This window comes from Paraburkholderia sp. NPDC080076, assembly GCF_050281145.1.
Classification (GTDB): domain Bacteria; phylum Pseudomonadota; class Gammaproteobacteria; order Burkholderiales; family Burkholderiaceae; genus Paraburkholderia.
The window spans coordinates 48,199-59,979 of sequence record NZ_JBNNWQ010000004.1; the positions used below are offsets into that span (position 1 = coordinate 48,199).

At 63.1% G+C, this 11,781-nt stretch carries 11 protein-coding genes and 5 tRNA genes; 4 read left to right on the top strand and 12 right to left on the bottom strand.

Going from position 1 to position 11,781, the window contains the following annotated elements:
- Positions 1-44: 44 nt before the first annotated feature.
- Positions 45-479, bottom strand: coding sequence for a universal stress protein (locus ACQKRQ_RS17240; protein WP_132373900.1), 435 nt, complete (start codon positions 477-479; stop codon positions 45-47).
- Between the two features lie 205 nt (positions 480-684).
- A complete protein-coding gene (locus ACQKRQ_RS17245) occupies positions 685-1,587 on the bottom strand; it encodes a LysR family transcriptional regulator (RefSeq protein ID WP_106279585.1) in 903 nt (300 codons plus the stop codon).
- Between the two features lie 150 nt (positions 1,588-1,737).
- On the opposite strand from ACQKRQ_RS17245, the gene ACQKRQ_RS17250 reads away from it, so the two are divergent.
- Both ACQKRQ_RS17250 and aceB read left to right on the top strand, forming a co-directional pair.
- Positions 1,738-2,553, top strand: coding sequence for a haloacid dehalogenase type II (locus ACQKRQ_RS17250; RefSeq protein WP_427478411.1), 816 nt, complete (start codon positions 1,738-1,740; stop codon positions 2,551-2,553).
- Positions 2,554-2,646: 93 nt separating this feature from the next.
- Entirely contained in the window at positions 2,647-4,257 is a 1,611-nt protein-coding gene (gene aceB / locus ACQKRQ_RS17255; protein ID WP_427478413.1) for a malate synthase A, read from the top strand.
- Positions 4,258-4,464: 207 nt separating this feature from the next.
- Here aceB and ACQKRQ_RS17260 read toward each other — a convergent pair whose 3' ends face one another.
- On the bottom strand, positions 4,465-4,866 hold the full coding sequence (locus tag ACQKRQ_RS17260) for a gamma-glutamylcyclotransferase family protein (RefSeq protein WP_408431633.1): 402 nt from the start codon (positions 4,864-4,866) through the stop codon (positions 4,465-4,467).
- A 77-nt stretch (positions 4,867-4,943) separates the two neighbouring features.
- Positions 4,944-5,438, bottom strand: a complete 495-nt coding sequence (rraA, locus tag ACQKRQ_RS17265) for a ribonuclease E activity regulator RraA (RefSeq protein WP_132373896.1) — start codon at positions 5,436-5,438, stop codon at positions 4,944-4,946.
- A gap of 173 nt (positions 5,439-5,611) precedes the next feature.
- On the opposite strand from rraA, the gene ACQKRQ_RS17270 reads away from it, so the two are divergent.
- The gene (locus ACQKRQ_RS17270) at positions 5,612-6,511 is read left to right on the top strand and encodes an AraC family transcriptional regulator (protein WP_427478416.1); all 900 of its coding nucleotides are present in this window, start codon (positions 5,612-5,614) and stop codon (positions 6,509-6,511) included.
- 176 nt (positions 6,512-6,687) lie between these two features.
- Here the strand turns inward: ACQKRQ_RS17270 and ACQKRQ_RS17275 are convergent, their stop codons facing one another.
- The 7 genes from ACQKRQ_RS17275 to gltX form a co-directional block, all read right to left on the bottom strand.
- A complete protein-coding gene (locus ACQKRQ_RS17275) occupies positions 6,688-7,152 on the bottom strand; it encodes a GNAT family N-acetyltransferase (protein ID WP_012433487.1) in 465 nt (154 codons plus the stop codon).
- Between the two features lie 142 nt (positions 7,153-7,294).
- Positions 7,295-7,371: transfer RNA gene (locus ACQKRQ_RS17280), tRNA-Asp, on the bottom strand.
- A gap of 81 nt (positions 7,372-7,452) precedes the next feature.
- A tRNA-Glu gene (locus tag ACQKRQ_RS17285) sits at positions 7,453-7,528 on the bottom strand.
- 61 nt (positions 7,529-7,589) lie between these two features.
- Positions 7,590-7,666 (bottom strand) — tRNA-Asp (locus ACQKRQ_RS17290).
- Positions 7,667-7,770: 104 nt separating this feature from the next.
- Positions 7,771-7,846: transfer RNA gene (locus ACQKRQ_RS17295), tRNA-Glu, on the bottom strand.
- Positions 7,847-8,001: 155 nt separating this feature from the next.
- Positions 8,002-8,077, bottom strand: a tRNA-Ala gene (locus ACQKRQ_RS17300).
- A gap of 122 nt (positions 8,078-8,199) precedes the next feature.
- On the bottom strand, positions 8,200-9,609 hold the full coding sequence (gltX, locus tag ACQKRQ_RS17305; protein WP_408175920.1) for a glutamate--tRNA ligase: 1,410 nt from the start codon (positions 9,607-9,609) through the stop codon (positions 8,200-8,202).
- Between the two features lie 408 nt (positions 9,610-10,017).
- Here gltX and ACQKRQ_RS17310 point away from each other — a divergent pair, with 408 nt between their 5' ends.
- Complete coding sequence (locus tag ACQKRQ_RS17310) at positions 10,018-10,965, top strand: patatin-like phospholipase family protein (RefSeq protein ID WP_427478419.1); 948 nt, start codon at positions 10,018-10,020, stop codon at positions 10,963-10,965.
- Between the two features lie 119 nt (positions 10,966-11,084).
- Here the strand turns inward: ACQKRQ_RS17310 and ACQKRQ_RS17315 are convergent, their stop codons facing one another.
- On the bottom strand, positions 11,085-11,750 hold the full coding sequence (locus ACQKRQ_RS17315; RefSeq protein ID WP_427478421.1) for a C40 family peptidase: 666 nt from the start codon (positions 11,748-11,750) through the stop codon (positions 11,085-11,087).
- Between the last annotated feature and the right edge of the window lie 31 nt (positions 11,751-11,781).

Here is an 11,781-nt window from a genome sequence, read left to right on the forward strand (position 1 = left end):
GCCTCACCGCCGGCGCGTTTTTTTGTGGCCCGTGATTCGACGATTCAGCGATACACGATCACCGGAATCTTCGTATGCGTGAGCACCCGCTGCGTTTCGCTGCCGATCAGCAGGCTCCCCAGACCGCGGCGGCCATGCGAGGCCATGAAGATCACGTCGCAGCCGCCCTGCTCCGCCGCTTCGATGATGCCGAGATACGGCGCCGGGTGCACGCTGGTCCGGCTGTCGACCGTGACGCCGACGCGACGCCCCGCCATCTCCACCTCGCGCAGATGCACGCGCGCTTCGCGCTCGCTGCGCTGCAGGAATTCGGAGGGCGGTTCGACCACCACGTCGGAGAACGGCGAGTATGGATATTGCGGCAGGCACGCGTAGGCGGTCACGTGCGCATTGACGGCTTGCGCGAGATCGATGGCGCCGTCGATTGCCTTGCGAGACAGATCTGAACCGTCGGTCGGAACCAGGATGTGCCTGAACATGATGTCCTCCGTCGCCGGCTGCGCGCAGCGCGGCCTAAGCGTCCAACGAGGCCCGGCTGACAAGCCGCTTCAATCGATTGTAGGTCGCGGAATTGAGCGTATGAATCTGTTGAGGGTCTGTCCGCATATGGGAAACCCCTTGTTCGCGGCGGCGGCGCAACCGCCGGGCAACGCCGCGCGGTGCCCGCCGTCAGCCCCCGCCGTTTTAGCCCCAGTAGTCAGGGTGCCCATACGTATGCTTGAGAAAGTCCAGAAACAGCCGCACCCGCAACGGCAAATGGCGGCGCTGCGGAAACACCGCATGAATGCCGATGGGCGGCGCGGCGAATTCGTCGAGCACGCTGACGAGCCGCCCGGCCGCGATGTCCGTGCCGACTTCCCACCACGAGCGCCACGCGAGACCGTAGCCCTCGAGACACCATTCGTGCAGCACGGCGCCGTCCGAGCATTCCATCGTGCCGGACACCTTGATCGACACGACCTTGTCGCCCTGCTGGAACATCCAGCCGCGTTGCTGATTGGCGCTCGCGCCGAGCGCGAGACAGTTGTGATGTGCCAGATCGGCGAGGCTGTGCGGCGCGCCGCGCCGGCTCAGATACGACGGCGAGGCCACACACACACGGCGGTTCTCGCCGAGCTTGAGCGACACCAGCGACGAATCCGGCAACTCGCCGAGCCGCACCGCGCAATCGAAACCCTCGTTGACGAGGTCGACGAGTCGGTCGGACAGGTCGAGTGTGATCGACACGTCCGGATGTGCGACCGTGAACGCCGGCACCAGCGGCGCGACGTGACGCCGTCCGAAGCCCGCCGGCGCGGACAGCCGCAAATGGCCGCTCGCCTTGACGCCGCCCGCCGAGACGCTCGCTTCGGCGTTCTGCATCTCGTGAATGATGCGCTGGCAGTCTTCGAGAAAGGCCGAGCCTTCGAAGGTCAGCGTGATCTTACGCGTGGTGCGCACCAGCAATTTGACGCCGAGGCGCTCTTCGAGCGCGTCGATGCGGCGGCCGATGATGGCCGGCGCGACGCCTTCGGCCGAAGCCGCGGCAGACAGGCTGCCTTTGGCCGCGACGGTCACGAAAGTCTCGATCTGCTTGAAACGGTCCATGAGCGATGGGAACCGCACTTGGGCGGGAAAGTGGTCGGTGCGCGCCAGATTAGGTGGATGAAAGTAAAAGATCAAGTGATGTTTAGCCTCTTTTTTAGCGTATAGCATCACTAATACAATTCGACCTGACCTCTATAGGAGCGCACGGCAATGTCGGCCACAACGACACTCTCCCCTAAAGCAGTGATTTTCGACGCCTACGGCACGCTTTTCGACGTGCATTCGGTGATCGCTGCCGCGGAGCAGATGTTCCCCGGCCACGGCGATGCGCTCTCGCAGTTGTGGCGGCAAAAACAGATCGAATACACGCAGTTGCGCACGCTCGCCGATCCGGCAGACGCACCCGGTGCGCACTACCGGCCGTTCTGGGACATCACACTCGACGCCTTGCGTTTCGCCGCGAAAAAACTTCAGCTCACGCTGGGTCGCACGGCCGAAAAGCGTCTGATGGACGAATACGCGTGCCTGTCCGCGTTCCCCGATGCCGTGCCCGCGCTGCGCCATCTGCGCGACGTAACGCCGAATTCAGCAGCGCCTGCGGGCGGCGAATCCGCCGCGCGTCCGCTGCTCGCGATTCTCTCGAACGGCAATCCGCAAATGCTCGACATCGCCGTGAAGAGCGCCGGCATGACGCGCCTGTTCGACCACGTTCTCTCCGTCGACGCCGTGCGCGCCTACAAGCCCTCGCCCGCCGCTTACGCGCTCGGCACGCAAGCCTTCGACGCGCTGCCGCGCGAGATCGTCTTCGTGTCGTCGAACGGTTGGGACGTGGCGGGCGCGACGTGGTTCGGCTTCACCACTTTCTGGCTCAACCGGCAAAACGCCCCAGCCGAAGAACTGGGCGTCTCGCCGCATGGCGCGGGCGGAGGCATGTCCGATCTGCTCGCTTTTCTGAAGACCCTCGCGTCGCCCGGCCGCAGCAGCGGCACCGGAGGCAGCCGCGCGCGCCACAGCCCTGGCGCATGACGGCTGCCACTGGATAACGCGACGCACATCGACCGCAATTCAACGGCATCTCAACATTTGCACCTTTGCAATCTGACCGACCAAGGAGAAAACATGGCGAACCCGCAGTCATCGCATTCATCATTGCAAGTGCCGCAGGGCATGGAAATCACGGCTGAAATCAAGCCGGGCTATGACGCGATTCTCACGCGCGAAGCGCTCGAACTCGTCGCCGCGCTGCATCGCACGTTCGAGCCGCGCCGTCAGCAGTTGTTGCAGGCACGTGCGGAACGCACGAAGCGTCTCGATGCAGGTGAACGTCCCGACTTCCTCGCCGAAACGAAAAGCGTGCGTGAAGGCGACTGGAAAATCGCGCCGTTGCCGCAGGACCTGCAATGCCGCCGCGTGGAAATCACCGGTCCGGTCGAACGCAAGATGATCATCAACGCGCTGAATTCGGGCGCGGATTCGTACATGACCGACTTCGAAGATTCGAATGCGCCGAGCTGGGACAACCAGATCACCGGCCATATCAATCTGAAGGACGCGGTGCGCCGCACGATTTCGCTGGAACAGAATGGCAAGTCGTACACGCTGAACGACAAGGTCGCCACGTTGATCGTGCGTCCGCGCGGCTGGCATCTGGACGAGAAGCACGTGAAGGTGGACGGCAAGCGCGTGTCGGGCGGCATCTTCGACTTCGCGCTCTTCATGGTGCACAACGCGAAGGAACTGGTCGCGCGCGGCTCGGGCCCGTACTTCTATCTGCCGAAGATGGAGAGCCATCTCGAAGCGCGTCTGTGGAACGACATCTTCGTCGCCGCGCAGGAAGCGGTCGGCGTGCCGCGCGGCACGATTCGCGCGACGGTGCTGATCGAAACGATCGTCGCCGCCTTCGAAATGGACGAGATCCTGTACGAGCTGCGTGAACACAGCTCGGGCCTGAACGCCGGGCGCTGGGACTACATCTTCTCGGCGATCAAGAAGTTCAAGGCCGACCGCGACTTCTGCCTCGCCGACCGCTCACAGATCACGATGACGTCGCCGTTCATGCGCGCCTACGCGCTGCTGCTGCTGAAGACCTGCCATCGCCGCAATGCGCCGGCGATCGGCGGCATGAGCGCGCTGATTCCGATCAAGAACGATCCGGCCGCAAACGAAAAGGCGATGGGCGGCGTGCGCTCGGACAAGGCGCGCGATGCCGGCGACGGCTACGACGGCGGCTGGGTCGCGCATCCGGGCCTCGTGCCGATCGCAATGGAAGAGTTCGTCAAGGTGCTCGGCGACAAGCCGAACCAGATCGGCAAGCAGCGCGACGACGTGCTCGTCACGGCCACCGACCTGACGGACTTCCGTCCGGAAGCGCCGATCACCGAAGGCGGTCTGCGCAACAACATCAACGTCGGCATTCACTACCTGGGCGCGTGGCTCGCGGGCAATGGCTGCGTGCCGATTCACAACCTGATGGAAGACGCCGCCACCGCGGAAATCTCGCGCTCGCAGGTGTGGCAATGGATTCGCTCGCCGAAGGGCAAGCTCGAAGACGGCCGCAAGGTGACGGCCGAACTGGTGCGCGAGCTGTCGGCGCAGGAACTCGACAAGGTGAAGCAAGCTGTGGGCGGCGATACCAAGCCGTATGAGCGCGCGGCGCAGATCTTCGAAGAGATGTCGACGTCGGAGCAGTTCACCGACTTCCTCACGCTGCCGCTGTACGAGGAAATCTGAGGCCAACGTCAGGCCTCATGGATGCGTCGGGGGCATTCATTCAGACGCGCTCCGATGCGTTGATAACGGACGACGCAGTAGCAAGCCTGCTTTCGCGTGTCACCTCTAGCGCGAAAGCGGCTTGGGTCGTAAGGCTGACCGACCGGACGGCCCGACAGGCGTATGCTTGCCGGGCCTTTTTTTTGCGCGCGTGAGGTAGCGCGTTTGTCAGCGCGTGCGGCGGTACTCGGTCCAGTCGCCCGATTTGATTTCAGGCAAGCCCTTCACCGCATTCGGCGCAACCGGATAAAAGCGGCAGTTCACGACGTCGCCGTCGACTTTCACCATCACTTCGCGCGCGAGGAAACGATCCTCGACGCCCGGATAGACCGCCTCGATTTCGTCGAGCACGGCAACGAGTTCGTCGTCGATCTCGTAGACGTCGCCGACTACGTCGACGCCGCCTTCGTCGATCACGAGGCCCGGATACGAACCGAAATCGAACAGATGGCCACGCACCGTGGCCGTGCCGAGCCGATTCGGCGCGGCGATCTCGTTGCGCGCCGCGGCTTCGCTGATGTCGTTCACTTCACCGGCACGCAGCGTGCCGTATACAAAGACGGTCTGCATCGTCGTTTGCTCTCCTTGAATGGGGGTTTGGGTGGCTTCTGTTTCTGGCTCTGTTCGAACGTAAGTGCCGGCCGCGTTCAGTCGAGCACCGCGCTCGCCACGAGCACGCCGTCGATATCCGCGTAGATCCATTCGCCGGGACGCACCAGCGCGCCGGGCAATTGCACCGCTACGCCGCGCTCGCCGGCGCCGAGCTTCTGGCCGCGCCTTGGACAGGTTGCCAAAGCCGCGACGCCGACGTTGACCTCATTGAGCTCCAGCGTATCGCGCACGCAGCCGTTCAGGACGATGCCCGCCCAGCCGTTCTGTTCCGCGATCTGCGCAAGGTTGCCCCCCACCAGCGCGCAACGCAGGCTGCCGCCGCCGTCGATCACCAGCACACGGCCCGCGCCCTTCTCCTCGAGCGTGACCCGCACGAGCGCGTTGTCCTCGAAGACCTTCACTGTCACCGCTTCACCGCTGAAACACTCAGCGCGGCTGAACAGGTGAAAGACCGGCTCGAGCACGCGCAACGTGCCGAGCGCCAGTTGATCCTCGTGCGCGTCGCACAAGTCAGCGGTAGCAAAACTCATGGCGTTCTCCTCGGGTCCGGGCAATCAGGACATTATGCAACGCCCGGTTCCTTGCAACACCTACAATGAGGATCCCGCAGCGGTTTGCCGTAGCGGGTTTTGCCTTGCGGTGCTTTCGGATGACTTTCGAGGTCCGCGCTTGCCGCGGTCCGTTATCGGGATCGATCTTCACCATGACTTCATCCGCCGACTCAAACCCGTCGAGCCTCGTGCGCTTCGCCGATATTCCGCCCGAGTTCCAGCCGAACGAAACGCATCCGATCCGCGTACGCTCGCGGCAGATGCCCTCGGGCTGGCGCATCGCGCGTCACACGCATGCGTGGGCGCAGGTGGCCTATGCGTCGCGCGGCGTGCTGCGGGTCGCGACGACCGGCACGACGTGGATGGTGCCGCCGTCGCGGGCAATCTGGGTGCCGCCGCATGTGACGCACGAAGTGGTCGCCGTCGAAGACGCCTTCCTGCGTACGCTCTACATCACCGAAAGCACGGTGCCGGCCGGACTCGATACGCCGCGCGTGGTCGAAGTCTCGGATCTGCTGCGCGAAGTGATTGCCGCGCTCGACACACCGGGTATCTCGGCTACGCGTGAGCAGTTGCTCGGCGCGCTCGCACTCGACGAACTGACTCGCTCGGAACCGCTGCCGCTCTCCGTGCCGATGCCGAATGAAAAGCGTCTGCGCGCGCTGTGCGAAGCGGTGATCGCGGACCCGACGCATGGCGAGTCGCTCGAACAATGGGCGTCCAGCGTCGGCGCGAGCACGCGCACCATTGCGCGGCTGTTTCGTCAGGAGCTGGGGGTGAGTTTTTCGCAATGGCGCCAGCAGGCGATTCTGGCGCGCGCGATTCCGCTATTGAGCCAGGGACGGCCGCTGTCGCATGTCGCGTTGGAACTGGGCTATCAGAGTCAAAGCGCGTTTTCCGCGATGTTCCGGCGTGCATTTGGTGAGAGTCCGCGCGCGTTTATCGAGCGTGGCTCTGAACATCGGGTGGGAAACGGGGAGCATGGCGACACAGAGGTGGACGACGAGACCGCGCGAGATCGCGCGGATGCAGAGAGCGATGCCGGACGCTGACTGAGTGCTTGAAATCCCGGTGCCAAACGTGCGCTTAAATGCAGCGCGCCTAGCTGGGCGCCTCGTTGCGCGCCGCTAACCCTGCGTGTCGATCACCTGCGCGTCAAACCTGACGCCACGAAGCCAGCGTGCCAAACGTCCGCGCTCAGACCCCGCGTGTCAAGAACACCGCCGCCTCAAACCCGTCGCGCCAGATGACGGATCGCGCCAAGTTGCGCAAGGCGCGGCCCGGCCAGCTTATAACCTTTGCGCTGATAGAGCCGCGCGGCGGGATTGTCGACGAACACGCGCAGTTGCAACTCGCGCAGGCCACGCTCGCGTGCCCATTGATGCGAAACATCGAGCAGATATGTGCCGGCGCCGAGCCGGCGATGGCCTTCCGCAATCTGCACGTCGCGGATATGCAGCGAGTCGCCTTCTTGCGTGATGCGCAACACGCCGATCGGTGTGCCGTCCATTTCGAGAATGAAATTCTCCGACTCGCGCCAGCTACCTAGAAACAGATCGCCGCGCCAGACGAGGTGGTGGCGACGGTAGTAACCGCCCATGTTGTTGCGAGTCAGCGCCTCGGCGAACTCGAAATCGTCCATGCTGGCTTTGCGCAGATGAAACGGTAACGGAGCTTCGGTGGGATCGAACATGGCGGGGCGACATGGAAGAGTCGGGTCAACGGTAAAACAGGCCGCGCGCGCTGGCAATGGCTGTTTTTCCCGAGCATACCCAGGCGCGCTGGACAGCGGAATAAAAAAAGCCCACTTCTTACGAAGTGGGCTTTCTCAAATCTGGCGGAGCGGACGGGACTCGAACCCGCGACCCCCGGCGTGACAGGCCGGTATTCTAACCAACTGAACTACCGCTCCAGATTTTCTGCACCGCGGCTCACGAGACTGGCTCATTTACCGCTGCACCGTTCAACTTCCAACCGAACGACGCCGATGTGCTGGCGTCCCCTAGGGGATTCGAACCCCTGTACTCACCGTGAAAGGGTGATGTCCTAGGCCTCTAGACGAAGGGGACAACGTACTGCTTACACCTTTAATGAAAAAGCCCGTTCAAGTTTGGATGAACGGGCTTTGTCTGGCGGAGTGGACGGGACTCGAACCCGCGACCCCCGGCGTGACAGGCCGGTATTCTAACCGACTGAACTACCACTCCAGTCTTTACACCCTGGCTTGCGAGCGTCGGTTATTTCTCTGCAAGCTGCGCTGCTCTACTGCTACTCGAAGCATGACTTCGAACACTAAAGCGACGCTGATGTTTGGCGTCCCCTAGGGGATTCGAACCCCTGTACTCACCGTGAAAGGGTGATGTCCTAGGCCTCTAGACGAAGGGGACATAATCTTTTCAGATCTGTCTTTATCTTGCTGCTAACTCACGCTAACTTTCGCTTCGTCAGCAGCAAAGACCGATATTCTAACTACGTTACAACTGTTTGTGAAGTCTTTTTTGCTACAAGTTCCAGACTTCGGAACAACTTCACTCTGCTCTGATGGTGGAGGTAAGCGGGATCGAACCGCTGACCTCTTGCATGCCATGCAAGCGCTCTCCCAGCTGAGCTATACCCCCCTTGCAGAACAGAAACGAGATTTTAGAGGCCAATTTGCGCTTTGTAAATACCCTTTGAGCAATTGCATGCGACTTTTTTCACAAGTCGCATGCAAACCCTCTCAAGGCTCGCGCGAACGCGCTCAAGCCAGCGCTTTTTCGATCCGGCCGACGACAACATCACGCCCGAACAGCATCAACACGCTGTCGATCGACGGCGTATGCGTGGTGCCCGCCACCAGCAGACGCACCGGCATCGCCAGTTGCGGCATCTTCAGCTTGTGTGCGCCGAGCGTCGCCTTCAACGCGGCCGCGATCGCTTCCTTGGTCCACTCCACGGTCTTCAGCGCGGCGGCCAGATCGGCGAGCGCCGGGCGCACCACGTCGGTCACGTGCTGCGCGAGGGACTCGGCATCCGGCGCCGGCGTGCGATAGAACATCGCAGCGTTCTCGGCGATCTCCTTCACCGTCGATGCACGGTCCTTCAGCAAGCCCACCACGGCCGCCAGATCGGCGCCCTGGGCAAGCGCGGCCTCGTCGATACCCAGTTCGGCGAAGAACGGCTTGGCCAGCCCGGCGAGGCGCTCGTTATCCGCTTCCTTGATGTAGTGCGCGTTCAGCCAGTTCAGCTTGTCGTGGTCGTATTGCGCCGGCGACTTGCCCAGATGCTCCAGATCGAACCACTCGACGAACTGTTCGCGCGAGAAGATTTCCGCGTCGCCATGCGACCAGCCGAGGCGCGCCAGATAGTTGACCACGGCTTCCGGCAGGAAACCGGCGTCGCGATAACCCATCACGCTCATCGCGCCGTGGCGCTTGCTCATCTTCTCGCCCTGCTCGTTCAGCACGGTCGGCAAGTGCGCGTAGACCGGCGGCTCGCCGCCGAGCGCGCGCAGAATGTTGATCTGCCGCGGCGTGTTGTTGACGTGATCGTCGCCGCGAATCACGTGCGTGATGCGCATGTCCAGATCGTCGACCACCACGCAGAAGTTGTAGGTCGGCGTGCCGTCCGGACGCGCGATCACGAGGTCGTCGAGTTCTTCGTTCGAGATCTCGATACGGCCTTTCACGGCGTCATCCCATGCCACCACGCCGGTGAGCGGGTTACGGAAGCGCAGCACCGGCTGCACGCCGGCCGGCGGTTCCGGCAGAACCTTGCCCGGCTCCGGACGCCACGTGCCGTCGTAGCGCGGCTTTTCGCCAGCTTCGCGCTGACGCTCGCGCAGCGCGTCGAGTTCTTCGGTCGACATGTAGCACGGGTACACCAGCCCCGCGTCCTGCATCTGCTTGAGCACTTCGCGGTAACGGTCCATGCGCTGCATCTGGTAGAACGGGCCTTCGTCGAAATCGAGCCCGAGCCACGCCATGCCTTCGATAATGGCGTCGACCGATTCGCTGGTGGAACGCTCGACGTCGGTGTCCTCGATCCGCAGCACGAAGGTCCCTTTCATCTTGCGCGCGAACGCCCACGGATAAAGCGCGGAGCGAATGTTGCCGAGGTGGATGAAGCCGGTGGGACTCGGTGCGAAACGGGTACGAACTGAGGTGGTCATTAGCGGTTACTCGGAAGACAGGCGCCGGCGCCTGCGGGCAGACAATCGCCCATGAAGCGCGGCAGCGGAGCGCGCCCATTCGGCAAAACAGCGCCGTGCATGGGCACGAAGGAATTAAATGCGAGAGGCGAATTATACCTTCGAGAAGCGTCTTACCTGCCCTCGTCCGAACGGCCAGGCGCGGCGTGCATACCGCGCCGCATCGCGTCCGAGGGCTTCCTCTGCAACGTTTCATTACCGCGCCGCCGCGCGCGCGAAGCTTTGCTTTATGATGTGCGCGCGCTGCGGCCGGAGATAGATCCACGGCGCATGGTATCGCCGCCGGCGATGCCGTCCGTCTGACTATCCGCCTGATCGCGGCCACCGGCGACGCCGACTGCGTTGCCCGCGCCGTTGCTGGAGAACTCGTTGAAGCCCTCATCGCCTAGCCTTGCCCGCCGCAACTTTTCACTGGCCGCCGCCTCCGCGGTGCTCGCCGCCTGCACCACGACCGGAGGCAAGGCCGATAGCACGCCCGTCGCCACCACGCCCGTTACGACCACGCCGCCGCTCGACAAGCCGCAACGGCCGCTGCGCGTCGCGCTCGCGCTAGGCGGGGGCGCTGCGCGCGGCTTCGCGCACATCGGCGTGATCAAGGGGCTCGAGGCGCGCAATATCCAGATCGATCTGGTGGCCGGCACCAGCGCCGGCTCAGTGGTGGGCGCGCTGTACGCGTCGGGCATGAACGGCTTCGCGCTGAACAAGCTCGCCCTGACCATGGACGAAGCGTCGATCAGCGACTGGGCCATGCCGTTTCGCACGCGCGGCTTTCTGCAAGGCGTCGCGCTGCAGAACTACCTGAACACGACGCTCAACAACCGCCCGATCGAGAAAATGGCCAAGCCGCTCGGGGTGGTCGCCACCGACCTCAGAACCGGCCAGCCGATCCTGTTCCAGCGCGGCAACACCGGCATTGCGGTGCGCGCGTCGTGCAGCGTGCCGTCGATTTTCGAGCCCGTGAAGATCGGTGGCCATGAGTATGTGGACGGCGGGCTGGTGAGTCCGGTGCCGGCGTCGTTCGCGCGCAAGATGGGCGCGGATTTCGTGATCGCGGTGGATATCTCGCAGCGGCCGGAAAGCGGCCTGACGGCCAGTTCGTTCGACGTGCTGATGCAGACCTTCACGATCATGGGCCAGACGATCAAGGCTTATGAACTCGACAAGTACGCGGACATCGTGATCCGGCCGAATCTGGCCGCCATGAGCGGCAGCGATTTCTCGCAGCGCAACGCGGCGATTCTGGCGGGCGAAGAAGCGGTGGCGAAGATGATGCCGGAGTTACAACGCAAGCTGGCGGCGAGCCGCGCTGCGGCGTAAGCGGACCCTAAGCTGACCTGAAGCGGTCCTTGGAACGGCCGCATCGGCCGGTCAAACGCAAAAAGGCCTGCTTCGTTCGAAGCAGGCTTTTTTATGCCGCGAACCGCCGGCGCAATCTCTTACTGATTGCCGCCGATGGTCGCATTCACGCGCTTGCGCAGATCCTGGCCGTCCTGATAAGACGCCTCGATCCGCCGCGCACCGGTAAAGCGCTTTTCCCAGTAGCCGTCATCCATGTCGTCGACACGGATCGTGCTGCCCGTGGAGGGCGAATGCACGAACTTGTTGTCGCCGATATAGATGCCGACGTGCGAGAACGTGCGGCGCATGGTGTTGAAGAACACCAGATCGCCCGGCTTGAGGTCGCTGACGCGAACCTTTTCACCGACGCGGCTCATTTCCTCGGCGCGGCGCGGCAACGCCATACCGAGCGTGTCCTGGAAGACGTAGCGGACAAAGCCGCTGCAATCGAGCCCCGAATCCGGCGTGTTACCACCCCAACGGTAGCGCACGCCGATCATGTTCAGGGCGCCGACGACCACGTCGCCCGCCTTGCCGGCCATGCCGGAGAGGAACGATTTGGCGCTGCTGTCGCTAGGAGGAGCGACGGCTTGCGAATTGGGAGCGGACAAAGAATTCGACCCGCTGAGGGTCGAATATGAGGCATTCTGATTGAAACTGCTTACTTCGTCGGCGAACGCGCCGGGAGCTGCTGCCATCAAGACGCCAATGAACATCCCGGCGACGACGCGCGTGCAAGCCTGGGTTAGGTTTCTGTGCTGCATTGGTCGGTATTTTTTGCCTAAAAATCAGGGG